The sequence below is a fragment of the Intestinibacter sp. genome (genome assembly GCF_022780145.1).
Lineage (GTDB): Bacteria > Bacillota > Clostridia > Peptostreptococcales > Peptostreptococcaceae > Intestinibacter.
In genome coordinates this window covers 1-21,139 of the sequence record NZ_JALEXO010000146.1, presented here as the reverse complement: position 1 = coordinate 21,139, position 21,139 = coordinate 1, and the positions used below count along the sequence as shown (strand labels likewise).

Sequence of the window (21,139 nt, the reverse complement as noted above, 5' to 3'; positions counted from 1 at the left end):
AAATGGTTATGCCTGGAGACAACATAACAATAGAAGTTGACTTAATAAACAAAATATGTGTAGAAGAAGGATTAAGATTCGCTATAAGAGAAGGTGGTAGAACAGTAGCATCTGGTGTTGTAGCAACTATAATAGAATAATTTTTCTAATAACACATAATAAAATAAGGAATTTAGGGGAGGACGAAGGTTTTCCCCTTTTTATTTTAAGGAAGTTATTATAAAATGTTGACAATGTAATTTAAAGATTGTATACTGAATAAGGCTTTTAAATTAAAGATAATTTTCTTCTGAACTAGAGATTTGACAAAAATAAACTAAATAAAATTGTAAAAAAGTCTTGAAAAAGTAGGAAGAATAATATAAAATATAATAGTGTGCTTGAGAGATACGAAGAATAAATCCGAATTTAATCATTATATAAGATAAAAATAAGTTAAAGTTTACAGAACACCCGGAACTGTGTATCGGTATAATGATTAAGTTTAAAAGTTAAAAAAGGAGGGAAACAAAAATGGCTAAAAATGAAAAAATAAGAATAAGATTAAAGTCATATGATCACAAATTATTAGATTTTTCAGCTGGAAAAATAGTTGAAACTGCTAAAAAAGCTGGATCACAAGTTTCAGGACCTGTGCCACTACCAACTGAAAAACAAGTTGTGACAATATTAAGAGCTGTTCATAAATATAAAGATTCTAGAGAACAGTTTGAAATAAGAACTCATAAGAGATTAATAGACATAACTAGTCCAACACCTAAGACTGTAGATTCATTAATGAGATTAGATTTACCAGCTGGTGTAGACATAGAAATCAAATTATAAGAAAAACGACACCTAAGATACGGTCCTATAAGGTTGTTATCTTAGAATGATTGCCAAAATGGTAATCCGCTGTAAGAATTATAGGAGGTGCTAATATGAAAGGATTATTAGGAAAAAAAGTAGGTATGACTCAAATATTCACTGAACAAGGTGAAGTAATACCTGTAACAGTAGTTGAAGCAGGACCAGTAGTTGTAACTCAAATAAAAACAACTGAAAAAGATGGATATACTGCAATACAAGTTGGTTTTGAAGATGCTAAAGAAAAAGCTTTAAACAAACCACAAAAAGGACATTTAGCTGCTGCTAATACATTAAAAAAACATTTAAAAGAATTTAGAGTAGATTCTGTAGATGGATATACAGTAGGACAAGAAATCAAAGCTGATTTATTCGCTGCAGGTGAATTAATAGATGTTACTGGAATAAGTAAAGGTAAAGGATTCCAAGGTCCAATAAAGAGACATGGACAATCTAGAGGACCTGAAACTCACGGTTCTAGATATCACAGAAGACCAGGTTCAATGGGAGCTTGTTCTTACCCAGGTAGAGTTTTCAAAAACAAAAAATTAGCTGGACACATGGGTAGCGTTAAAGTTACAGTTCAAAACTTAGAAGTAGTAAGAGTTGATGCTGATAAAAACTTTATCTTAGTAAAAGGTGCTATACCAGGAGCTAAGGGTTCAGTAGTAACAATAAAAGAAGCAGCAAAAGCTTCTAAATAATGACTAACCTAAGAAAGGAGGAATCACAATGCCAAAAATGAACGTATTAAACATACAAGGACAAAATGTTGGTGAAATAGAATTATCAGATGCTGTATTCGGCGTTGAAGTGAATGAGCATGTATTATATGAAGTTGTAAAAAACCAACTTGCGAATAAAAGACAAGGTACTCAATCTGCTAAAACTAGAGCAGAAGTAAGAGGTGGCGGAAGAAAACCTTGGAGACAAAAAGGAACAGGTAGAGCTAGACAAGGTTCTATAAGAGCTGTACAATGGATCGGTGGAGGAGTTGCTTTTGCACCAAAACCAAGAAGTTACAGATATACATTACCAAAGAAAGTTAGAAGATTAGCTATGAAGAGTGCTTTAACTTCTAAAGTTCAAGCAAATGAAATGATAGTATTAGATGCTTTAACAATGGAAGCTCCTAAGACTAAAGAATTTGCTAACATATTAAAAAATATAAACGCTGCTAAAAAAGCTTTAGTAGTAATGGCTGAAAAGAACGAAAACGTAATAAAATCAGCTGCAAATATACCAAATGTTGAAACTGCATTAGTTAACACTATAAATGTATATGACATATTAAAATATGATTCATTCATAATAACTACTGATGCTGTTAAGAAAGTGGAGGAGGTGTACGCATAAAATGACTAATCCACATGATATAGTTATAAGACCAATAGTTACTGAACAAAGTATGGCTGATATGGCTGAAAGAAAATACACTTTTGTAGTTCAAAAAGGAGCTAACAAAACTGAAATAAAAAAAGCAGTAGAAAAAATATTCGGAGTAAATGTAGAAAAAGTAAACACATTAAACTACGATGCAAAAACTAAAAGAATGGGTAGAAGCATAGGAAAAACTGCTAGCTACAAAAAAGCAGTAGTTAAATTAACTGCTGATAGCAAAGAAATAGAATTTTTCCAAGGTATGTAATACTTAATAAATAAAGGAGGGAAAATAAGATGGCTATTAAAAAATTTAAACCAACTTCTCCTGCCTTAAGAGAAATGACAGTTTTTATATCTGATGAAGTTACAACTAACCAACCAGAAAAATCTCTTTTAGTACCTTTAAAGAAGAATTCTGGAAGAAACGTTCACGGAAGAATAACTGTTCGTCACAGAGGTGGAGGAAACAGAAGAAAATATAGAGTTATAGATTTTAAAAGAAATAAAGATGGTATACCAGCAAAGGTTGCTACTATAGAATACGATCCAAATAGAACTGCTAATATAGCATTATTAAACTATGCAGATGGTGAAAAAAGATATATCTTAGCTCCAGTTGGAATAAAAGTAGGAGATACTTTATTATCAGGACCAGAAGCAGATATCAAACCAGGTAATGCATTAGCATTAAGAAACATGCCAGTAGGTACTGTAGTTCATAACGTAGAATTAAAAGCAGGTAAAGGTGCTCAATTAGTTAGATCTGCAGGTGTTTCAGCTCAATTAATGGCTAAAGAAGGAAACAAAGCTTTATTAAGATTACCATCAGGTGAAATGAGATATGTTTCTATAGACTGTAAAGCTACTATAGGACAAGTTGGTAACGTAGAACATTCTAACGAAACAATCGGTAAAGCAGGTAGAAAAAGACATATGGGTATAAGACCTACAGTAAGAGGTTCTGTTATGAACCCTAATGACCATCCACACGGTGGTGGGGAAGGTAGATCTCCAATAGGTAGACCATCTCCAGTAACTCCATGGGGTAAACCAGCTCTTGGATACAAAACTAGAAAGAAAAATAAAGAATCTAATAAATTAATAGTTTCAAGAAGAACTAAATAATAGATTTTAAATAGAAATTTATTTTACTCGGGAAGGAGGAAATTAAATGTCAAGATCAACTAAAAAAGGACCTTTTGTTCACCCTAGACTTCTTAAAAAAATAGAAGCTATGAACGAAAGCGGAAATAAAGAAGTTATAAAAACTTGGTCAAGAAGTTCAACTATATTCCCTCAAATGGTAGAGCACACTATAGCTGTACATGACGGAAGAAGACATATTCCTGTATATATAACAGAAGATATGGTAGGACACAAATTAGGAGAATTTGTTGCTACAAGAACTTTTAGAGGTCACAAAGATGACGAAAAGAGTACTAAAAGAAAATAATTAAATCCTGACTAGGAAAGGAGGAAAAACGATGGAAGCAAGATCAATCGCAAAATATGTACGTGTATCTCCAAGAAAAGCAGGTCAAATATGCTCTCTTGTAAGAGGTAAAGACGTTGATGAAGCTTTAGCAATATTAAAATTCACTCCTAGAGGAGCTGCTGATATAATAGCTAAAGTAGTAAAATCAGCAAAAGCTAATGCTGAAAATAACCATGAAATGGATGCAGATAAATTATATATAGCATCAATAGTTGCTAATCAAGGACCAACTATAAAAAGATTTATGCCTAGAGCACAAGGTCGTGCAACTATGATAAGAAAAAGAACTTCTCACATAGAGGTTGTTTTAAAAGAAAGACAATAGAGTTAGGAGGGAAATAAATGGGACAAAAGGTTAACCCACACGGACTAAGAGTCGGTGTTATAAAAGATTGGGATTCAAGATGGTTTACTACTGATAAAAAAGAGTTCGGAAGTTTATTATTAGAAGACCACCAAATAAGAACATTCCTAAAAGAAAAATTATATGTTGCTGGTGTTGCCAAAATAGAAATAGAAAGATCAGCAAACAAAATAAGAATAGATCTTCATGTTGCTAAACCAGGTGTTGTTATAGGTGCAGCAGGAGCTAAAATAGAAGCTTTAAAAGCTGAATTAGAAAAAATGACTAAGAAAACTGTTATAGTTAATATAATAGAAGTTAAAGGAATAGACAGAAATGCTCAATTAGTAGCTGAAAACATAGCATTAGCTATCGAAAGAAGGGTAGCTTTCAGAAGAGCTATGAAACAAGCTGTACAAAGAGCTTTAAAAGCTGGTGCAAAAGGTATAAAAGTTGCTGCATCTGGTAGATTAGGTGGAGCTGAAATGGCTAGAACTGAAGGTTATAGCGAAGGAAATGTACCACTTCAAACTTTAAGATCAGATATAGATTACGGTTTCGCAGAAGCTGATACTACTTATGGTAAAATAGGTATAAAAGTTTGGATATGCAATGGTGAAGTTTTACCAACTAGAAATGGTGTAAACCCAAGAGAAGAAAGAAAAGATAACAGAAGAGATAGAAGAGATAATAAGAGAAGAGATAATAGAAGAGATAACAATAGAAGAAATTCTAGAGGAAATGACAGAGCTAGAGGACAAAGACCACAAGGGCAAAGACCTCAAAGAGCTGAAAAAAATAATTAATTAAAGTTAGCTTCAAGGAAGGAGGAGAAATCTCATGTTAATGCCAAAGAGAGTAAAACGTCGTAGAGTTCATAGAGGTAGAATGACTGGAAAGGCTCAAAAAGGTAACACAGTTACTTACGGAGAATACGGACTAGTTGCATTAGAACCATCTTGGATAACTTCTAATCAAATAGAAGCTGCCAGAATCGCGATGACAAGATATATAAAAAGAGGCGGGAAAGTTTGGATAAAAATATTCCCTCATAAACCAGTAACAAGAAAACCAGCTGAAACTCGTATGGGTGCTGGGAAAGGTTCTCCAGAATATTGGGTAGCCGTAGTTAAACCAGGAAGAGTAATGTTTGAATTAGCAGGTGTTCCTGAAGATAAAGCTAGAGAAGCAATGAGACTAGCAGCTCACAAACTTCCTATAAAATGTAAATTTGTGAAAAAAGAAGATTTAGAAGTAAAGGGTGGTGAATAGGATGAAAGCTAAAGAGTTAAGAGATTTAAACAGCGAAGAGCTAATAGTAAAATTAAATGACTTCAAAAGTGAATTATTTAGCTTAAGATTCCAATTAGCTACTGGTCAATTAGAAAATACAGCAAGAATAAAAATGGTTAAAAAAGATATCGCAAGAGTTAAAACTATCCTTGCTGAAAGAAAGTTAAACGAAACTAGAGCTTAATTTGGAAAGGAGGCTTTTAAACATGGAAAGAGGAAGAAGAAAAGTAAGAATAGGCCGTGTTGTAAGTAATAAAATGGACAAAACAATAGTTGTTGCTGTTGAAGACTTCGTACGTCATGAATTATACAACAAACCTGTTAAAAGAACTAAAACGTTTAAGGCACACGACGAAAATAACGAATGTAGAATCGGAGATAGAGTAAAAATAATGGAAACTAGACCTTTATCAAAAGACAAGAGATTCAGACTAGTTGAAGTTGTTGAAAAAGTTAAGTAGTTTTTTTGGAAAAGGAGGGATTACGAATGATACAACAAGAGACACGCTTAAAAGTTGCTGACAATTCTGGTGCAAAAGAATTACTATGTATACGTGTACTAGGTGGAAGTAAAAGAAAATATGCTAACGTAGGTGACGTAGTTGTTGCTACAGTTAAAAGTGCAACACCTGGTGGAGTTGTAAAAAAAGGAAAAGTAGTTAAAGCTGTTATAGTAAGAAGTAAAAAAGGCGTTAAACGTAATGACGGAAGTTATATATCATTTGACGAAAATGCTGCAGTTATAATAAGAGACGATAAAACTCCAGTGGGAACTCGTATATTCGGGCCTGTTGCAAGAGAGTTAAGAGATCATGAATTTATGAAAATAGTTTCTCTTGCTCCAGAAGTACTATAATAAGGAGGTGCAATAGGAGACATGATGCGCGTTAAGAAAGATGATACAGTTGTAGTTATATCTGGTAAAGACAAAGGCAAAAAAGGTAAAGTTGTTGCTGTTTTACCAAAACAAGACAAAGTAGTAGTTGAAGGTGTTAACATAATAACTAAACACCAAAAACCAAATGCAATAAATCCACAAGGTGGAATAATAAATAAAGAAGCTCCAATTCATATATCTAACGTAATGCCACTTGATCCAGAAACTGGAAAAGGAACAAGAGTTAGATACGAAGTGAAAGATGGAAAAAAAGTAAGAATAGCAGTAAAGAGCGGAAAAGAAATATAATACAATACGACTTGAAAGGAGGGACCACAAATGGCTTCTAGATTACAAGAAAAATACATGAAAGAAGTTGCTCCTGCATTAATGGAGAAATTTAATTATAAAAACGTAATGGAAATACCTAAAATAGACAAAATCGTTATAAACATGGGTATAGGAGACGCTAAAGAAAATCCAAAAGGATTAGAAAAAGCTGTTGAAGAAATGGAACTTATAGCAGGTCAAAAACCAGTTATAACAAAAGCTAAAAAATCAGTAGCTAACTTCAAATTAAGAGAAGGTATGCCAATAGGTGCAAAAGTTACATTAAGAAAAGATAAAATGTACTATTTTATGGATAAATTAGTATCAGTTACTTTACCAAGAGTTAGAGACTTCAGAGGTATAAACCCAAATGCTTTTGATGGTAGAGGAAACTATGCTTTAGGAATAAAAGAACAATTAATATTCCCAGAAATAGAATATGATAAAGTAGAGAAAGTAAGAGGAATGGATATAATATTCGTTACTACAGCTAAATCAGATGAGGAAGCTAGAGAATTACTAAAATTATTAGGAATGCCATTTTCAAAATAATAGATAAGGAGGGATTCCAGTGGCTAGAAAAGCAATGGTTGTAAAACAACAAAAGAAACAAAAATATAAAACTAGAGAATACACTAGATGTTCTATATGTGGTAGACCACATTCAGTTTTAAGACACTTTGGTATATGCCGTATATGCTTTAGAGAATTAGCTTACAAAGGACAAATACCTGGTGTTAGAAAAGCAAGTTGGTAGAATTTGCCCAAATATGAAAGGAGGTTTTCAATATGACAATGACAGATCCAATTGCAGATATGCTTACTCGTATAAGAAATGCGAACACTGTTAAGCATGAGACTGTTGACGTTCCAGCTTCTAACATAAAGAAAGAAATAGTAAGAATCTTATTAGAAGAAGGTTTTGTTAGAGGTTATGATGTTATAGAAGATGAAAAACAAGGAATAATAAGAATACAATTAAAGTACGGACAAGCAGGAGAGAAAGTTATACAAGGTATAAAAAGAATCTCTAAACCTGGTATGAGAGTTTATACAAACGCTTATGAAATACCTAAAGTATTAAACGGATTAGGTATAGCAATAATATCTACTTCAAAAGGTATATTAACTGACAAACAAGCAAGAAAAGAAAATGTTGGTGGAGAAGTTATCTGCTACGTTTGGTAATCACATTAAAATAGCAAGGAGGTGTAACTATGTCAAGAATAGGTTTAAAACCAATAACAATACCAGCAGGTATAGAAGTTACTATAGCTGAAGGTAACCATGTAACTGTAAAAGGACCAAAAGGAACTTTAGAAAATAAGTTCGATGCTGCTTTAACTATAAAACAAGAAGGTAATGTTATAACAGTAGAAAGACCAACAAACAACAAACAACATAGATCATTACACGGATTAACTAGAACATTAATAAACAATATGATAACTGGTGTTAGCACTGGTTTCGAAAAGAAATTAGAATTAGTTGGTGTTGGATATAGAGCACAAAAACAAGGAAATAAATTAGTTATGAACTTAGGATTCTCTCATCCAGTAGAAATGGTAGATCCAGAAGGAATAACTGTAGAAGTTCCAAATCAAACTGAATTAGTAGTAAAAGGTATAGATAAACAATTAGTAGGAAACTACGCTGCTAAAATAAGAGATTGGAGAAAACCAGAACCATACAAAGGTAAAGGTATAAAATACGCTGGTGAATATATAAGACGTAAAGAAGGTAAAACTGGTAAGAAATAGACCAAACTAAGAGTTTAACCAAATAAAGGGTGAAAGGAGTGAGCTCAGTGTTAAAGAAAGCTGATAAAAACGCTAAAAGACTTCAAAGACATAAGAGAGTTCGTAGAAAAGTATTCGGAACACCTCAAAGACCAAGATTATGTGTATTTAGAAGTTCAAACAATATATATGCTCAAATTATAGATGACACAAATAGAGTAACTCTTGTAGCTGCATCTTCATTAGAAGAAGCTGTTAAGAGTGCTGTTAATCATACAGGAAACAAAGACGCAGCTAAAAAAGTTGGCGAATTAGTAGCTAAAAAAGCTGTTGAAAAAGGAATCACTGAAGTAGTATTCGACAGAGGCGGATATATATATCATGGAAGAGTAAAAGAACTAGCTGAAGGTGCAAGAGAAGCTGGACTTAAATTCTAATAAAAGAGGAGGGAAGATCACATGCGTCGTAAACTTATAGATGCTAGACAACTAGATTTACAAGAAAGAGTTGTTGAAGTAAGACGTGTTACTAAGGTTGTTAAAGGTGGTAGAAACTTTAGATTCGCAGCTTTAGTAGTAGTCGGAGATGAAAACGGACACGTTGGTATAGGTACTGGAAAAGCAATGGAAGTTCCAGATGCTATCAAGAAAGCAGCAGAAGATGCTAAAAAGAACCTTATAAATGTACCAATGGTTGGTACAACTATTCCTCACGAAGTAATCGGACACTTCGGTGCTGGAAAAATAATAATAATGCCTGCTCAAGAAGGTACAGGAATCATAGCTGGTGGGGCTGCAAGAACTGTATTAGAATTATCAGGATTAAAAGACGTTAGAGCTAAATGCTTAGGATCTAGAAATCCAAGAAATATGGTTAATGCAACTATAGAAGGATTAAGTACTTTAAAAACAGCTGAAGATGTAGCTAGACTTAGAGGTAAAAAAGTAGAAGATCTTTTAGGATAAGGAGGTAGTGTGAAATGGCTAAATTACAAATAAAATTAGTTAGAAGTACAATAGGAACTACTCCTAAACAAAAAAAGAATGTTGAAGCTTTAGGATTAAGAAAAAGAGAACAAGTAGTTGTTAAAGAAGATAATGCCCAAATGAGAGGTATGATCGCAAAAGTTGCTCATTTAGTTGAAGTAACTGAAATAGCTGAATAATTATAATTATGGAAATTTAAGAAGGAGGTGCAAATCCATGAAACTACATGAGTTAAAACCTGCTGAAGGTGCAGTAAAATCTAGAAAAAGATTAGGTAGAGGTACTGCTACAGGTCAAGGTAAAACTGCAGGACGTGGACAAAAAGGTCAAAAATCTCGTTCAGGCGGTGGAGTAAGAGTTGGATTCGAAGGTGGACAAATGCCACTAGCAAGAAGACTTCCTAAGAGAGGTTTCAAAAATCCATTCACAAAAGAATATACAGAAGTTAACGTTGAACTTTTAAATAGATTTGAAAATGGTACAGAAGTAACTGCAGAATTATTAAAATCTACAGGTGCTATAAGTAAAATAGAAAAAGATGGAATAAAAATATTAGGTCAGGGAAATCTTGAAAAAGCTGTAACAGTTAAAGCTGCTAAGTTCACTGCATCAGCTCAAGAAAAAATCGAAAAAGCTGGAGGAAAAGCAGAATTAGTATAATCTGTTCTTTCAAAAGTTACAGGTGGGTGATATTACGTGCTATCAAAGATCAAACAATCTTGGAAAGTTAAAGATGTAAGAAAAAGAATTTTATATACCCTAATGATGATTCTAATATTTAGAATAGGTACCACAATACCAGTTCCTGGAGTAAATACAGCGATTATAAGTAGCATGGTAAGTGGCAATAACTTACTTGCACTATATAACATGTTTACAGGAGGAGCATTTAGTAACTTTACACTATTTGCTCTAGGTATAGGACCATATATCACAGCTTCAATCATAATACAACTTCTTACAGTTGGATTTGAAAGCTTAAAAGAGCTACAAAAATCTGGTGAAGAAGGTAGAAAGAAGATGAATATGTACACTAGATATACAGCATTAGTATTAGCTATAATACAAGCTGTAGGTATAACTCTAGGAGTTGTAAGAAGTGCATTGACATCTGATAGTGTTTTCTTCATAGCAACAGTTATAATTACATTAATATCAGCAAGTATGATCTTAATGTGGATGGGTGACAGAATTACAGAAAAAGGACTAGGAAATGGAAGTTCTGTCATTATCTTTGTGGGTATTATCTCAAGAATACCTTCAGACATTATAGGTGTTGTATCATCAGTACAACAAGGAACACTAAAAATATGGTTGGGAATATTATTAGCTGTGATAATGCTAGTAACTATAGCTGCTGTTACATTTATAAATGAAGCAGTTAGAAAGATACCAGTACAATATGCTAAAAAAGTTGTAGGAAGAAAATTATATGGAGGTCAAAACTCTCATATACCAATGAAAGTAAATCAATCAGGGGTTATGCCAATAATCTTTGCTAGTTCACTTTTAGCTTTTCCACAAACAATAGCATTATTTATGGGCGAAAATGCTCAAAATTTTGTTTCCACTTACTTAAGCACATCTGGTGATATAGGTTTTTGGATTTATAGATCACTAGAAGTTCTATTGATAGTATTTTTCTCTTATTTTTATACTACAATATCATTTAACGTAGATGATATCGCTGAAAATATGAAAAATAATGGTGGATTCATACCAGGAATCAGACCTGGTAGACCTACAATAGATTATTTAAACAAGATATTATCAAGAATAACTCTTGCTGGGGCTATATTCTTAGCAATAGTTGCAATGATACCAGCATTTACAGTTCATTTTATGCAAGTAAATATGAGTTTAGCAGGTACATCAATACTAATCGTTGTAGGGGTAGCACTTGAACTTAAGAGACAGTTAGAGTCACACCTAGTTATGAGAAGTTATCAAGGATTTTTAAAATAAATTGGAGATGATTAAATGAGACTAATATTATTAGGACCTCCTGGTGCTGGAAAAGGAACTCAAGCAGCAGGGATCGTTGAAAAATACAAAATACCTCACATATCAACAGGAGATATATTCAGACAAAATATAAAAGAGGGAACAGAGCTTGGAAAGAAAGCTAAAGAATATATGGATCAAGGTTTATTAGTTCCAGATGAATTAACAGTTGGTCTAGTAACTGATAGAATATCACAACCAGATTGTGGAAATGGATTCATGCTAGACGGATTTCCAAGAAATGTATCTCAAGCAGTACAATTAGATGCATTCTTAAAAAATAATGGTATTGCTTTAGATAAAGTAATAAACATAGAAGTTGATAAAGAAAAATTAGTTGAAAGAGCTGTAGGTAGAAGAATCTGCAAAGCTTGTGGAGCTACTTATCATATACAATTTAACCCATCTAAAGAAGAAGGCGTTTGTGATATATGTAAAGGAGAACTTTATCAAAGAGCCGATGATAATGAAGAAACAGTTTCTAAGAGAATACAAGTTTATTTAGATGAAACTAAACCATTAGCTGATTACTACTCAAAATCAGGTATAATCGCTGATATAGATGGTCAACAAGCTATAGACAAAGTATTCAACGATATAGTTTCTGCTTTAGAAGGCAAATAATGATCAAATTAAAATCAAAAGAAGAAATACAAATCATGAGAGAGGCTGGCAAAATTGTCGCCGACACTCATGAATTATTAAAGTCAGCTATAATTCCGGGGGTATCTACTCTAGAGTTAGATACAATAGCTGAAGAGAATATAAGAAAATATAATGCAGTACCATCTTTTAAAGGCTATGGAGGATTTAAAGGAAGTATTTGTGCGTCTATAAATAATGAAGTCGTACATGGTATTCCTGGAAATAAAATAGTAAAAGAGGGAGACATTATAAGTATTGATATTGGAGCCTGTTATAAAGGATATCATGGCGACTCCGCAAAGACACATGCAGTTGGTGTGATATCTGAAGAGAACAGGAAATTAATAGAAGTGACACGACAAAGCTTCTATGAAGGAATAAAGTTTGCAAAAATTGGATACAGACTTTCGGACATCTCACACGCAATACAAACACATGTTGAAAAAAGTGGATTTTCGGTAGTCAGGGATTTAGTTGGTCATGGAGTTGGCACACATCTCCATGAACCACCTAATGTACCTAACTATGGAAAACCAGGAAAAGGACCTAAACTTAAAGCTGGAATGGTTTTAGCGATAGAGCCAATGGTGAACATGGGAAAATTTAATGTTAAATGTCTATCAGATGGATGGACAATAGTTACAATCGATGGGAAAAACTCGGCACACTATGAACATACGATAGTAATTACAGAAAATGAACCAATTTTGCTCACAAGTCTTTAAATTTGGTCCAATAAGTGTTATTATAATTAATGCGGGCTTTTATTAGCGTGCAGTTATAAAGTTAAGCATAAGAGTATAAAATACTTTGAAAAAAGTAATAAAATAGTATAAATTTGTTAAAGATACTTTTTAAGAGCTAACTTAATTAAGTCAACATCTTGACTTATTGAATGGAGGGCTGGTTGTTTAATGGCCAAAAAAGATGTAATAGAATTTGAAGGTACAGTTGTAGAAAACTTGCCTAATGCTATGTTTAAAGTTAAATTAGAAAATGGACATGAAGTATTATGCCATTTATCTGGTAAGCTAAGAATGAACTTTATAAGAATTCTTGAAGGAGATAAGGTTAAAATAGAACTTTCACCTTATGATCTTACAAGAGGAAGAATCACTTGGCGTAAGAAGTAGACTACTTTATAGTCTAAGGAGGGATCAATAATGAAGGTAAGACCATCAGTAAAACCAATGTGCGAAAAATGCAAGGTAATAAAAAGAAAAGGTAAAGTAATGGTTATCTGCGAAAATCCAAAGCACAAACAAAAACAAGGATAATATAAAAAAGAATAGCATTTACAGTAATTTTGTGATATAATAAAAAACTGTGATGTTAACAAAAAATGTTAAAAAATAACGAAAAAATAGATACGAATTTATATAAGAAACTCGGTTTTTTATAGAAAACTAATGTAGGAGGTGCAACAATGGCAAGAATCGCTGGGGTAGATTTACCTAATGAAAAAAGAGCGGAAATAGGCTTAACTTATATATATGGTATAGGTAGAGCAACTGCTAATGAAATATTAGCTAAAGCTGAGATAAATCCTGATACTAGAATAAAAGATTTATCAGAAGAAGAAGTTAATACACTAAGAAAAATAATAGATAATGATTTCTTGGTTGAAGGTGACTTAAGAAGAGAAATTGCATTAAACATAAAAAGATTAAGAGACATTAAATGTTACAGAGGTATAAGACATGCTAAAGGATTACCTCTAAGAGGTCAAAAAACTAAGACTAACGCTAGAACTAGAAAAGGTCCTAGAAAGACAGTATCTCGTAAAAAGAAAAAATAATAAATAGATAGGAGGGAAATTCGAAAAATGGCTAAACAAAAAAAGAAAGTAACACGTATCAGAAGAAGAGAACGTAAAAATATAGATCGTGGACATGCACATATACAATCAACTTTTAATAATACAATAGTTACATTAACAGACGTTCATGGTAATGCTATATCATGGGCATCTTCAGGACAATTAGGATTCAAAGGATCAAGAAAATCAACTCCATTTGCTTCTCAAATGGCTGCAGAAACTGCTGCTAAAGCTGCAATGGAACATGGTTTAAAGAGCGTAGAAGTATTTGTTAAAGGACCAGGTTCTGGTAGAGAAGCTGCTATAAGAGCTTTACAAGCAACTGGACTTGAAGTAACAATGATAAAAGACGTCACTCCAATACCACATAACGGATGTAGACCACCAAAAAGAAGAAGAGTATAATCATAGGAGGTGTAGATAATGGCAAGATATACTGGTGCATCATGCAGACAATGCCGTAGAGAAGGAATGAAATTATTCCTTAAAGGTGATAGATGTTATACAGATAAATGCGCTATAGTTAAAAGAAACTATGCTCCAGGACAACACGGACAAGGGAGAAAGAAACTTTCTAACTATGGATTACAATTAAGAGAAAAACAAAAAGTTAAGAGAATTTACGGAGTTTTAGAAACTCAATTTAGAAACTTATATGAACGTGCAGAAAAAATGTCAGGTAAAACTGGGGAAAACTTATTATGTCTATTAGAAGAAAGATTAGACAACGTAGTTTTCAGAATGGGATTAGCTAACTCTAGAAAAGAAGCTAGACAATTAGTTACTCATGCACACTTTACTTTAAATGGTAAAAAAGTAGATATACCATCATTAACTGTTAAAGTTGGAGATGTTATAGCTGTTAAAGAAACTTCTAAATCATCAGCTAAATTTAAAGCATTAGTTGAAGCAAACAAAGTTGCTCCAAACTGGTTAGATGTAAACTTAGAAGATATGTCTGCTAAAGTAGTTGCTTTACCAACTAGAGAAGATATAGATATAGATATAGCAGAACACTTAATCATAGAACTTTATTCAAAATAATAGGCAGTTTTTAAAAATAATTTTAAAATTGTTTACCCTCAGTGGATTAACAAATTTTAAGGAGGGTTTAGTCCATGATAGAAATAGAAAAACCAAAGGTAGATATAGTAGAGCTTAGCGAAGACTATAGATATGGAAAATTCGTAGTTGAACCTCTAGAAAGAGGATACGGAATAACTATAGGTAATGCTCTTAGAAGAATATTATTATCTTCTTTACCAGGTGTAGCTGTACACTCTATAAAAATAGATGGAGTTCTACATGAGTTCTCAACTGTACCAGGAGTAAAAGAAGATGTTACTGAAATAATATTATCATTAAAAGAACTTTCAGCTACTATAGATGGTGAAGGTAGTAGAACACTTAAAATAGAAGCTCAAGGTCCATGCTCTATCAAAGGATCTGACATAATATGTCCTCCAGACGTCGAAATATTAAGTAAGGATTTACACATCGCTACTTTAGATGATAATGCTAAGCTTAATATGGAAATATATGTTGATAAAGGTAGAGGATATGTACCAGCAGAAGAAAATAAAACAGAAAATATGCCTATAGGTGTATTACCTGTTGATTCGATATATACTCCAATTGAAAAAGTTAGCTACCATGTAGAAAATACAAGAGTTGGTCAAAAATCTGATTACGATAAGTTAACTTTAGAAATTTTGACTAATGGAAGTATAAATCCTCAAGAGGGGATATCTCTTGCTGCAAAAGTACTTGTTGAGCATTTAAATCTATTCATAGATTTAACTGAACATGTTAGCAACGTAGAAATAATGGTAGAAAAAGAAGAAGATCAAAAAGAAAAAGTTTTAGAAATGACTATAGAAGAATTAGATTTATCTGTTAGATCTTACAACTGTTTAAAGAGAGCCGGAATAAATACAGTAGAAGAATTAGCTAATAAATCTGAAGATGATATGATGAAGGTTAGAAACCTTGGTAAAAAATCATTAGAAGAAGTAATTCAAAAACTAGAAGAACTTGGATTAGGTCTTAAACCAAGCGAAGAATAAGCGAGCAAAGGAGGGATTGGCATGGCTAATTACCGTAAGTTAGGTCGTGTGACTTCACACAGAAACCTTATGTTAAGAAACTTAGTAACTGATTTACTAAGAAATGGTAGAATAGAAACTACAGTAACTAGAGCAAAAGAAACTCGTAGAATGGCTGAAAAAATGATAACTCTTGCTAAAAGAGGAGATTTACATGCTAGAAGACAAGTTTTAGCTTATGTTATGGATGAAACTGTTGTAAATAACTTATTCACTGATTTAGCTCCAAAATATGCTGAAAGAAATGGTGGATATACTAGAATAATCAAAAAAGGGCCAAGAAAAGGCGACGCTGCTGAAATGGCATTTATAGAATTAGTTTAGTAAATAATAGTTTTATATAGATAGCCCCATACTGTTGAGTATGGGGTTTGTTTTTATACTAAAAATTAAATAAGTATAATTGTATCCATAAAAAAGAAAAATGTGGGATTAGTTTATATTTGAAATTAATATTTTTAAATTTTTGTGGCTAAACTATGTTATAATTATAAATTGTATAAGTTTTTAAGCTACTGCTTTATAAAGGAGTATATGAAATGGAGAATATAATAAGTGTAAAGGATATGACCTTTGAATATGTAACTATAGATTCTAAATTTAAAGCAATAGATAATTTAAGTTTAGATGTTAAGCCAGGAGAATTTGTTGCAATCATAGGTCACAATGGATCGGGAAAATCCACTTTGTCTAAAAATTTAAATGCGATATTAGTGCCTAGTGAAGGCGATATTTATATCGATGGTATGAATACAAAGGACGAATCAAATCTTTGGAATATAAGACAAACGGCTGGAATGGTATTTCAAAATCCAGACAACCAAATAGTAGCTACAATAGTAGAAGAAGACGTTGCATTTGGACCAGAAAATTTAGGTGTAGAACCTAAAGTAATTAGACAAAGGGTAGAAGAATCACTAAAAAGTGTAGGTATTTATGAATTAAAGGATAGACAACCCCATTTATTATCGGGAGGTCAAAAACAAAGAGTAGCTATAGCAGGTATTATAGCTATGAGACCAAAATGCATTATATTTGATGAAGCTACAGCAATGTTAGACCCATCAGGTAGAAAAGAAGTTATGAATGTAATAAAAAAATTAAATAAAGAAGAAAATATTACGACTTTACATATAACTCACTATATGGAAGAAGCTGTTCAAGCTGATAGAGTAGTTGTTGTAGACAAAGGTAAAAAACTATTAGAAGGGACTCCAAAAGAGGTATTTAAAAATGTAGATTTACTTAAAGAGATAGGTCTAGATGTACCTTGTATGACAGAGTTAGCTGGTCTTTTGAGAGAAGAAGGACTAGACTTAGACGATGATATATTAACAGTGGATGAAATGGTGGATAAATTATGTCAGTTATAGTAAAGAATTTAACGTATATATATGATGAAGGAATGCCTTTTGCAAGTAAGGCTCTTGATGATATTTCTTTTGAAATAAAGGACAATGATTTTGTAGGACTTATAGGACATACAGGATCAGGAAAATCAACATTAATACAACACTTAAATGGATTATTAAAACCTTCTTCAGGAGAAATTTTCATAAATGGTTTTAATATAACAGATAAAGATTTAAATTTAACTGAAGTAAGAAAAAGAGTAGGGATAGTTTTTCAATATCCTGAATATCAATTATTTGAAGAAACTGTAGAAAAAGACATTGCTTTTGGTCCTGGAAACCTAGGATTAGAAGAAGATGAAATCGCTGATAGAGTAAAAAAATCTATGGAAGCAGTAGGGCTTGATTACGAACAATATAAAGATAAATCTCCTTTTGATTTATCAGGAGGTCAAAAACGTAGAGTAGCTATAGCTGGAGTAATAGCGATGAATCCAGAAGTGCTTATACTAGACGAACCAACAGCTGGACTAGATCCAGGTGGTAGAGATGAAATATTTAAATTGATTAAAAAATTGCACAAGGATAATAATATAACTATAATACTTTCATCACACAGTATGGATGATATGGCAAAATTAGCTAACACAATAATCGTTATGAATCATGGAAAAATAGAATTTATGGGAACACCTAGAGAGATATTTAATTCTCATGCAGATAGATTGAAAGAGATAGGTTTAGATGTACCTCAAGTTTTAGAATTAGCTAAGAAGCTAAAGGCAAAAGGATTTGATATAAGAACAGATGTCCTTACAGTTGAGGAAATCAAAGAAGAAATACTAAAAGTTATGAGAGGAAGAAAGAAATGTTAAAAGATATAACTATAGGTCAATATTATCCAGCGAATTCTAAAATCCATAGATTAGATCCAAGAACTAAGCTTATAGCGACAATTGTATTTATGATTGCGTTATTTGTTGTAAATCAATTTTGGCCATATGTAATTATATTAGGAATAGTAGCAGCTATAATTAAAGCATCTCAAATTCCTATGTCGTATATGCTTAAAGGTCTGAAGCCTTTGAGATGGATTTTATTATTTACTTTTGTAATTAATATGTTCTGTTTACCAGGAGAAGTCCTTGCTATTGGAGGAGTTAAGCTTCAATTAGGATTTTTGAAAATTACTGATGCAGGTCTAAGACAGGCGATATTCATGTCTATTAGATTGATATATTTAGTTGTAGGTACATCTTTATTGACACTTACAACATCGCCTATACAATTGACAGATGGTATAGAGAGACTTCTAGCGCCATTTAACAAGGTAGGGCTACCTGTACATGAATTAGCTATGATGATGACAATAGCATTGCGTTTTATACCTACATTATTAGATGAAACAGACAAAATAATGAAAGCTCAAATGTCAAGAGGTGCAGACTTCGAAAGTAGCAACCTTATAAACAGAGCGAAAAACTTAGTTCCATTATTAGTACCATTATTTGTAAGTGCATTCAGAAGAGCCGACGAATTAGCTATGGCTATGGAGGCTAGATGCTATAGAGGTGGATACAACAGAACTAAGATGAGACAAGCTGTTATAACTAGTGCAGATAAAATTGCATTTGTATTGATGATTTTATTCTTAGCTGGAAGTATAGCAAGTAGATTTATACACATATTAGTGTAATTTTGAAAAAAAGAGGTAATTGATGAGAAACTTAAAAATTACTTTACAATATAATGGCGAAAACTACTGCGGCTGGCAGAGACAGCCTAATTCACCCGGGATCCAGGGTACAGTAGAAAACGCCATCTATGAAATAACAAAGGAAAAAGTAAAGGTGACCGCATCGGGAAGAACTGATGCGGGAGTTCATGCTCTGGGACAGGTTGCAAATTTCAAAACTGAAACAAATATACCTGCATCTAGAATACCAGATGCATTAAATGCCAAACTTCCAAAGGATATATCTGTAATATCCTGCGAGGAGGTCGATATGGATTTTCACGCTAGATATAACGCATGTGGTAAGACATATAGGTATTTAATCTATAATAGACCTTATAGGAGCCCTTTATACAAGAATTTAGCGTATCATGTGAAATATGACCTAGACTGGGATAAAATACGCTTAGAAGCCAAATATTTGATTGGTACGCATGATTTTGTTGGATTTATGAGTTCTGGTTCATCAGTGAAGGACACTGTAAGGACTATTTACGATATAAAGATAGAAGAGCATGAAGGAATAACATCTATTGAGATAAGTGGAAACGGATTTTTATACAATATGGTAAGAATAATCGTAGGCACACTCGTAGATATAGGTAGAGGTAGAATTAAACATAATATGGAAGAAATAATAAATTCAAAAAGTAGGTCAATGTGTGGTCACACAGCACCTGCACACGGTTTATTTCTCAAAAAAGTTAATTATTAAACCTTGACACTTTTTCGTACATGTATTAGAATATATAGGAATGTGTTAATAAGTCCACAACGCCCCGGACTTTATATAAACGGTAAAATAAAATTTTGAAAAAATAAGAAGGAGGGACAACCATGAAAAGTTATATAGCTAAACCAGCTGAAGTACAAAGAAAATGGTACTTAGTTGACGCTGAAGGGAAAACATTAGGTCGTCTTGCTACAGAAATAGCAACTATATTAAGAGGAAAACATAAACCAACATTTACACCACATGTAGACGGTGGAGATTTCGTTGTTGTTGTAAATGCATCAAAAGTAGTTTTAACAGGAAAGAAATTAGATCAAAAATATTATAGATATCACACTGGTTATGTAGGTGGATTAAAAGAAATCTCTTACAGAGAAATGATGGAAAAGAAACCAGAAGAAGTAATAGCTCACGCAGTTAGCGGAATGTTACCAAAAAATAAATTAAGAGCAAAAATGATGACTAGATTAAGAGTATTTGCAGGAGCAGAACATACTCATGCAGCTCAAAAACCAGAAGTATTAAACTTCTAATTAACTAGATGAAAGGAGGAGTTATCATGGAAAAAGTACAATTCTACGGAACAGGAAGAAGAAAAAGCTCTGTAGCTAGAGTAAGATTAGTTGCAGGTGAAGGAAATATAACAGTAAACGGAAGAGCATTAGACGAATATTTCGATTACGATACATTAATAAGAGACGTTAAACAACCATTAGTTTTAACTAACAATGAAAATAAATACGACGTTATAGTAAAAGTTGAAGGTGGAGGATTCACTGGACAAGCTGGTGCTATAAGACATGGTATATCTAGAGCTTTATTAAAAGCTGATGCTGATTTAAGACCAGAACTTAAAAAAGCTGGATTCTTAACTAGAGATGCTAGAATGAAAGAAAGAAAGAAATATGGATTAAAGGCTGCCAGAAGAGCACCTCAATTTTCAAAAAGATAGTATTATCTTATATGGTATTTATGAAAGTCTTGAAGTTATTAACTTCAAGGCTTTTTTGCTATATAAAAATAATTAATTAGAGAAAATATATGCGTTTAGAACTTAGTTATAAATAAAGAGGAGATCAAAAATATGTATATTTTTATTATGGACTTTAGTCTGTTGAGTATGCATACATGCTCAACAATAAACCACCCGCTTTGTGGGTTCAACACATATTACGGGTGGTTATGATTTTTATTTTTGGTTTTTTAATATTCTCCATAATGTGCTACGACTAATGCCTAGACGAGCAGATGTCTTCTCCTTGTTATTATTCTCTTCTAGTAAAACTCTTTGAATTATTTTATAATTTATCTCATCGAGTGTGCCATTTAATAGAAAATCATCAGAAATGGCTACTTTAGGTTTTGGTTCTTGGCTTAATATTTGCTTCACGTCACGTCTAGAAATATATGGAGTATCAGTGATTAATATTAGCTCTTTTAGTACATGTTGTAGC

General features: G+C 32.6%; 38 protein-coding genes and 1 pseudogene. 38 read left to right on the top strand and 1 reads right to left on the bottom strand.

The features are described 5' to 3' along the window. The 38 genes and pseudogenes from tuf to rpsI form a co-directional block, all read left to right on the top strand. Positions 1–140, top strand: a pseudogene (tuf, locus tag MR593_RS05855) (elongation factor Tu); the annotation flags it as partial. Between the two features lie 373 nt (positions 141–513). After that, the gene (rpsJ, locus tag MR593_RS05850) at positions 514–825 is read left to right on the top strand and encodes a 30S ribosomal protein S10 (protein WP_007285285.1); all 312 of its coding nucleotides are present in this window, start codon (positions 514–516) and stop codon (positions 823–825) included. Positions 826–920: 95 nt separating this feature from the next. Continuing rightward, a complete protein-coding gene (rplC, locus tag MR593_RS05845; RefSeq protein WP_290690769.1) occupies positions 921–1,550 on the top strand; it encodes a 50S ribosomal protein L3 in 630 nt (209 codons plus the stop codon). Positions 1,551–1,578: 28 nt separating this feature from the next. Further along, positions 1,579–2,202 carry a 50S ribosomal protein L4 gene (rplD, locus tag MR593_RS05840; RefSeq protein WP_290690767.1) on the top strand — a complete coding sequence of 208 codons (624 nt, stop codon included), beginning with the start codon at positions 1,579–1,581 and terminating at the stop codon, positions 2,200–2,202. 1 nt (position 2,203) lies between these two features. Beyond that, complete coding sequence (rplW, locus tag MR593_RS05835) at positions 2,204–2,494, top strand: 50S ribosomal protein L23 (protein WP_290690764.1); 291 nt, start codon at positions 2,204–2,206, stop codon at positions 2,492–2,494. A gap of 29 nt (positions 2,495–2,523) precedes the next feature. Next, positions 2,524–3,354: a 50S ribosomal protein L2 gene (gene rplB / locus MR593_RS05830; RefSeq protein ID WP_290690762.1), complete on the top strand. Its 831-nt coding sequence runs from the start codon at positions 2,524–2,526 to the stop codon at positions 3,352–3,354. A gap of 46 nt (positions 3,355–3,400) precedes the next feature. Next, complete coding sequence (gene rpsS / locus MR593_RS05825; RefSeq protein ID WP_290690760.1) at positions 3,401–3,682, top strand: 30S ribosomal protein S19; 282 nt, start codon at positions 3,401–3,403, stop codon at positions 3,680–3,682. Positions 3,683–3,713: 31 nt separating this feature from the next. After that, positions 3,714–4,049, top strand: coding sequence for a 50S ribosomal protein L22 (gene rplV, locus MR593_RS05820; RefSeq protein WP_290690757.1), 336 nt, complete (start codon positions 3,714–3,716; stop codon positions 4,047–4,049). Positions 4,050–4,066: 17 nt separating this feature from the next. After that, the gene (gene rpsC, locus MR593_RS05815; protein WP_290690754.1) at positions 4,067–4,873 is read left to right on the top strand and encodes a 30S ribosomal protein S3; all 807 of its coding nucleotides are present in this window, start codon (positions 4,067–4,069) and stop codon (positions 4,871–4,873) included. 34 nt (positions 4,874–4,907) lie between these two features. Continuing rightward, entirely contained in the window at positions 4,908–5,339 is a 432-nt protein-coding gene (rplP, locus tag MR593_RS05810; RefSeq protein WP_290690752.1) for a 50S ribosomal protein L16, read from the top strand. Position 5,340: 1 nt separating this feature from the next. After that, positions 5,341–5,544 carry a 50S ribosomal protein L29 gene (gene rpmC, locus MR593_RS05805; protein WP_290690749.1) on the top strand — a complete coding sequence of 68 codons (204 nt, stop codon included), beginning with the start codon at positions 5,341–5,343 and terminating at the stop codon, positions 5,542–5,544. A gap of 22 nt (positions 5,545–5,566) precedes the next feature. Then, positions 5,567–5,821: a 30S ribosomal protein S17 gene (gene rpsQ / locus MR593_RS05800; RefSeq protein ID WP_290690747.1), complete on the top strand. Its 255-nt coding sequence runs from the start codon at positions 5,567–5,569 to the stop codon at positions 5,819–5,821. Between the two features lie 26 nt (positions 5,822–5,847). Beyond that, positions 5,848–6,216, top strand: coding sequence for a 50S ribosomal protein L14 (rplN, locus tag MR593_RS05795; protein WP_290690744.1), 369 nt, complete (start codon positions 5,848–5,850; stop codon positions 6,214–6,216). A gap of 24 nt (positions 6,217–6,240) precedes the next feature. Beyond that, a complete protein-coding gene (rplX, locus tag MR593_RS05790; protein WP_290690773.1) occupies positions 6,241–6,546 on the top strand; it encodes a 50S ribosomal protein L24 in 306 nt (101 codons plus the stop codon). A 30-nt stretch (positions 6,547–6,576) separates the two neighbouring features. Then, positions 6,577–7,119, top strand: coding sequence for a 50S ribosomal protein L5 (gene rplE / locus MR593_RS05785; RefSeq protein WP_290690741.1), 543 nt, complete (start codon positions 6,577–6,579; stop codon positions 7,117–7,119). A gap of 19 nt (positions 7,120–7,138) precedes the next feature. After that, positions 7,139–7,324 carry a type Z 30S ribosomal protein S14 gene (locus MR593_RS05780; RefSeq protein WP_290690738.1) on the top strand — a complete coding sequence of 62 codons (186 nt, stop codon included), beginning with the start codon at positions 7,139–7,141 and terminating at the stop codon, positions 7,322–7,324. Between the two features lie 32 nt (positions 7,325–7,356). Next, a complete protein-coding gene (gene rpsH / locus MR593_RS05775) occupies positions 7,357–7,755 on the top strand; it encodes a 30S ribosomal protein S8 (protein WP_290690736.1) in 399 nt (132 codons plus the stop codon). A gap of 29 nt (positions 7,756–7,784) precedes the next feature. Beyond that, complete coding sequence (rplF, locus tag MR593_RS05770; RefSeq protein WP_290690734.1) at positions 7,785–8,327, top strand: 50S ribosomal protein L6; 543 nt, start codon at positions 7,785–7,787, stop codon at positions 8,325–8,327. Positions 8,328–8,374: 47 nt separating this feature from the next. Then, on the top strand, positions 8,375–8,743 hold the full coding sequence (rplR, locus tag MR593_RS05765; protein WP_290690733.1) for a 50S ribosomal protein L18: 369 nt from the start codon (positions 8,375–8,377) through the stop codon (positions 8,741–8,743). 21 nt (positions 8,744–8,764) lie between these two features. Further along, positions 8,765–9,271 carry a 30S ribosomal protein S5 gene (gene rpsE, locus MR593_RS05760; protein WP_290690730.1) on the top strand — a complete coding sequence of 169 codons (507 nt, stop codon included), beginning with the start codon at positions 8,765–8,767 and terminating at the stop codon, positions 9,269–9,271. 14 nt (positions 9,272–9,285) lie between these two features. Then, on the top strand, positions 9,286–9,471 hold the full coding sequence (rpmD, locus tag MR593_RS05755) for a 50S ribosomal protein L30 (protein ID WP_290690728.1): 186 nt from the start codon (positions 9,286–9,288) through the stop codon (positions 9,469–9,471). Positions 9,472–9,508: 37 nt separating this feature from the next. Next, complete coding sequence (gene rplO / locus MR593_RS05750; protein WP_290690726.1) at positions 9,509–9,952, top strand: 50S ribosomal protein L15; 444 nt, start codon at positions 9,509–9,511, stop codon at positions 9,950–9,952. Positions 9,953–9,988: 36 nt separating this feature from the next. Further along, a complete protein-coding gene (gene secY, locus MR593_RS05745; RefSeq protein WP_290690723.1) occupies positions 9,989–11,257 on the top strand; it encodes a preprotein translocase subunit SecY in 1,269 nt (422 codons plus the stop codon). A 15-nt stretch (positions 11,258–11,272) separates the two neighbouring features. Further along, on the top strand, positions 11,273–11,920 hold the full coding sequence (locus MR593_RS05740; RefSeq protein ID WP_290690722.1) for an adenylate kinase: 648 nt from the start codon (positions 11,273–11,275) through the stop codon (positions 11,918–11,920). Beyond that, positions 11,920–12,666 (top strand): type I methionyl aminopeptidase, encoded by a 747-nt coding sequence (gene map / locus MR593_RS05735; protein WP_290690719.1) that lies wholly within the window; start codon positions 11,920–11,922, stop codon positions 12,664–12,666. The genes MR593_RS05740 and map overlap by 1 nt, the downstream gene beginning before the upstream one ends. A 189-nt stretch (positions 12,667–12,855) precedes the next feature. Next, positions 12,856–13,074, top strand: coding sequence for a translation initiation factor IF-1 (infA, locus tag MR593_RS05730; RefSeq protein WP_007285309.1), 219 nt, complete (start codon positions 12,856–12,858; stop codon positions 13,072–13,074). A gap of 30 nt (positions 13,075–13,104) precedes the next feature. Further along, positions 13,105–13,218 (top strand): 50S ribosomal protein L36, encoded by a 114-nt coding sequence (rpmJ, locus tag MR593_RS05725; protein WP_017753001.1) that lies wholly within the window; start codon positions 13,105–13,107, stop codon positions 13,216–13,218. 149 nt (positions 13,219–13,367) lie between these two features. Then, positions 13,368–13,739 (top strand): 30S ribosomal protein S13, encoded by a 372-nt coding sequence (gene rpsM, locus MR593_RS05720; protein WP_290690700.1) that lies wholly within the window; start codon positions 13,368–13,370, stop codon positions 13,737–13,739. Positions 13,740–13,766: 27 nt separating this feature from the next. Continuing rightward, the gene (rpsK, locus tag MR593_RS05715; RefSeq protein WP_290690697.1) at positions 13,767–14,165 is read left to right on the top strand and encodes a 30S ribosomal protein S11; all 399 of its coding nucleotides are present in this window, start codon (positions 13,767–13,769) and stop codon (positions 14,163–14,165) included. An 18-nt stretch (positions 14,166–14,183) separates the two neighbouring features. Continuing rightward, positions 14,184–14,804 (top strand): 30S ribosomal protein S4, encoded by a 621-nt coding sequence (gene rpsD, locus MR593_RS05710; protein WP_290690694.1) that lies wholly within the window; start codon positions 14,184–14,186, stop codon positions 14,802–14,804. A 74-nt stretch (positions 14,805–14,878) separates the two neighbouring features. Continuing rightward, entirely contained in the window at positions 14,879–15,826 is a 948-nt protein-coding gene (locus tag MR593_RS05705; RefSeq protein WP_290690691.1) for a DNA-directed RNA polymerase subunit alpha, read from the top strand. Positions 15,827–15,847: 21 nt separating this feature from the next. After that, complete coding sequence (gene rplQ, locus MR593_RS05700; protein WP_290690689.1) at positions 15,848–16,189, top strand: 50S ribosomal protein L17; 342 nt, start codon at positions 15,848–15,850, stop codon at positions 16,187–16,189. A gap of 215 nt (positions 16,190–16,404) precedes the next feature. Further along, a complete protein-coding gene (locus MR593_RS05695; RefSeq protein ID WP_290690686.1) occupies positions 16,405–17,238 on the top strand; it encodes an energy-coupling factor transporter ATPase in 834 nt (277 codons plus the stop codon). Then, complete coding sequence (locus tag MR593_RS05690; RefSeq protein WP_290690683.1) at positions 17,226–18,092, top strand: energy-coupling factor transporter ATPase; 867 nt, start codon at positions 17,226–17,228, stop codon at positions 18,090–18,092. Before MR593_RS05695 ends, MR593_RS05690 begins: the two co-directional genes overlap by 13 nt. Then, positions 18,086–18,913 carry an energy-coupling factor transporter transmembrane component T family protein gene (locus tag MR593_RS05685; protein ID WP_290690681.1) on the top strand — a complete coding sequence of 276 codons (828 nt, stop codon included), beginning with the start codon at positions 18,086–18,088 and terminating at the stop codon, positions 18,911–18,913. Before MR593_RS05690 ends, MR593_RS05685 begins: the two co-directional genes overlap by 7 nt. 22 nt (positions 18,914–18,935) lie before the next feature. After that, on the top strand, positions 18,936–19,667 hold the full coding sequence (gene truA, locus MR593_RS05680) for a tRNA pseudouridine(38-40) synthase TruA (protein ID WP_290690679.1): 732 nt from the start codon (positions 18,936–18,938) through the stop codon (positions 19,665–19,667). A 122-nt stretch (positions 19,668–19,789) separates the two neighbouring features. Further along, on the top strand, positions 19,790–20,218 hold the full coding sequence (rplM, locus tag MR593_RS05675) for a 50S ribosomal protein L13 (protein ID WP_290690677.1): 429 nt from the start codon (positions 19,790–19,792) through the stop codon (positions 20,216–20,218). Positions 20,219–20,244: 26 nt separating this feature from the next. After that, positions 20,245–20,637 (top strand): 30S ribosomal protein S9, encoded by a 393-nt coding sequence (rpsI, locus tag MR593_RS05670; protein ID WP_290690676.1) that lies wholly within the window; start codon positions 20,245–20,247, stop codon positions 20,635–20,637. A 237-nt stretch (positions 20,638–20,874) separates the two neighbouring features. Here the strand turns inward: rpsI and MR593_RS05665 are convergent. Continuing rightward, positions 20,875–21,139 (bottom strand): helix-turn-helix domain-containing protein (locus MR593_RS05665; protein ID WP_290690674.1); only part of this gene is annotated, 265 nt, incomplete at its 5' end.

What these genes read in the sequence shown, in the direction of transcription:
- rplD (WP_290690767.1), top strand. Translation starts at nt 1,579, where the DNA reads ATGCCAAAAATGAACGTATTAAACATACAAGGACAAAATGTTGGTGAA.
- rpsE (WP_290690730.1), top strand. Translation starts at nt 8,765, where the DNA reads ATGCGTCGTAAACTTATAGATGCTAGACAACTAGATTTACAAGAAAGA.
- rplF (WP_290690734.1), top strand. Translation starts at nt 7,785, where the DNA reads ATGTCAAGAATAGGTTTAAAACCAATAACAATACCAGCAGGTATAGAA.
- rplQ (WP_290690689.1), top strand. Translation starts at nt 15,848, where the DNA reads ATGGCTAATTACCGTAAGTTAGGTCGTGTGACTTCACACAGAAACCTT.
- rpsI (WP_290690676.1), top strand. Translation starts at nt 20,245, where the DNA reads ATGGAAAAAGTACAATTCTACGGAACAGGAAGAAGAAAAAGCTCTGTA.
- rplX (WP_290690773.1), top strand. Translation starts at nt 6,241, where the DNA reads ATGCGCGTTAAGAAAGATGATACAGTTGTAGTTATATCTGGTAAAGAC.
- rpsH (WP_290690736.1), top strand. Translation starts at nt 7,357, where the DNA reads ATGACAATGACAGATCCAATTGCAGATATGCTTACTCGTATAAGAAAT.
- rplV (WP_290690757.1), top strand. Translation starts at nt 3,714, where the DNA reads ATGGAAGCAAGATCAATCGCAAAATATGTACGTGTATCTCCAAGAAAA.
- rplC (WP_290690769.1), top strand. Translation starts at nt 921, where the DNA reads ATGAAAGGATTATTAGGAAAAAAAGTAGGTATGACTCAAATATTCACT.
- rplW (WP_290690764.1), top strand. Translation starts at nt 2,204, where the DNA reads ATGACTAATCCACATGATATAGTTATAAGACCAATAGTTACTGAACAA.
- rpsJ (WP_007285285.1), top strand. Translation starts at nt 514, where the DNA reads ATGGCTAAAAATGAAAAAATAAGAATAAGATTAAAGTCATATGATCAC.
- MR593_RS05685 (WP_290690681.1), top strand. Translation starts at nt 18,086, where the DNA reads ATGTTAAAAGATATAACTATAGGTCAATATTATCCAGCGAATTCTAAA.
- rpsC (WP_290690754.1), top strand. Translation starts at nt 4,067, where the DNA reads ATGGGACAAAAGGTTAACCCACACGGACTAAGAGTCGGTGTTATAAAA.
- rplP (WP_290690752.1), top strand. Translation starts at nt 4,908, where the DNA reads ATGTTAATGCCAAAGAGAGTAAAACGTCGTAGAGTTCATAGAGGTAGA.
- rplO (WP_290690726.1), top strand. Translation starts at nt 9,509, where the DNA reads ATGAAACTACATGAGTTAAAACCTGCTGAAGGTGCAGTAAAATCTAGA.
- MR593_RS05705 (WP_290690691.1), top strand. Translation starts at nt 14,879, where the DNA reads ATGATAGAAATAGAAAAACCAAAGGTAGATATAGTAGAGCTTAGCGAA.
- rpmD (WP_290690728.1), top strand. Translation starts at nt 9,286, where the DNA reads ATGGCTAAATTACAAATAAAATTAGTTAGAAGTACAATAGGAACTACT.
- rpsK (WP_290690697.1), top strand. Translation starts at nt 13,767, where the DNA reads ATGGCTAAACAAAAAAAGAAAGTAACACGTATCAGAAGAAGAGAACGT.
- rpsS (WP_290690760.1), top strand. Translation starts at nt 3,401, where the DNA reads ATGTCAAGATCAACTAAAAAAGGACCTTTTGTTCACCCTAGACTTCTT.
- rplN (WP_290690744.1), top strand. Translation starts at nt 5,848, where the DNA reads ATGATACAACAAGAGACACGCTTAAAAGTTGCTGACAATTCTGGTGCA.
- MR593_RS05740 (WP_290690722.1), top strand. Translation starts at nt 11,273, where the DNA reads ATGAGACTAATATTATTAGGACCTCCTGGTGCTGGAAAAGGAACTCAA.
- rpsD (WP_290690694.1), top strand. Translation starts at nt 14,184, where the DNA reads ATGGCAAGATATACTGGTGCATCATGCAGACAATGCCGTAGAGAAGGA.
- rpsM (WP_290690700.1), top strand. Translation starts at nt 13,368, where the DNA reads ATGGCAAGAATCGCTGGGGTAGATTTACCTAATGAAAAAAGAGCGGAA.
- infA (WP_007285309.1), top strand. Translation starts at nt 12,856, where the DNA reads ATGGCCAAAAAAGATGTAATAGAATTTGAAGGTACAGTTGTAGAAAAC.
- rplE (WP_290690741.1), top strand. Translation starts at nt 6,577, where the DNA reads ATGGCTTCTAGATTACAAGAAAAATACATGAAAGAAGTTGCTCCTGCA.
- rpmJ (WP_017753001.1), top strand. Translation starts at nt 13,105, where the DNA reads ATGAAGGTAAGACCATCAGTAAAACCAATGTGCGAAAAATGCAAGGTA.
- rplM (WP_290690677.1), top strand. Translation starts at nt 19,790, where the DNA reads ATGAAAAGTTATATAGCTAAACCAGCTGAAGTACAAAGAAAATGGTAC.
- MR593_RS05695 (WP_290690686.1), top strand. Translation starts at nt 16,405, where the DNA reads ATGGAGAATATAATAAGTGTAAAGGATATGACCTTTGAATATGTAACT.
- rpsQ (WP_290690747.1), top strand. Translation starts at nt 5,567, where the DNA reads ATGGAAAGAGGAAGAAGAAAAGTAAGAATAGGCCGTGTTGTAAGTAAT.
- MR593_RS05690 (WP_290690683.1), top strand. Translation starts at nt 17,226, where the DNA reads ATGTCAGTTATAGTAAAGAATTTAACGTATATATATGATGAAGGAATG.
- rpmC (WP_290690749.1), top strand. Translation starts at nt 5,341, where the DNA reads ATGAAAGCTAAAGAGTTAAGAGATTTAAACAGCGAAGAGCTAATAGTA.
- rplB (WP_290690762.1), top strand. Translation starts at nt 2,524, where the DNA reads ATGGCTATTAAAAAATTTAAACCAACTTCTCCTGCCTTAAGAGAAATG.
- truA (WP_290690679.1), top strand. Translation starts at nt 18,936, where the DNA reads ATGAGAAACTTAAAAATTACTTTACAATATAATGGCGAAAACTACTGC.
- map (WP_290690719.1), top strand. Translation starts at nt 11,920, where the DNA reads ATGATCAAATTAAAATCAAAAGAAGAAATACAAATCATGAGAGAGGCT.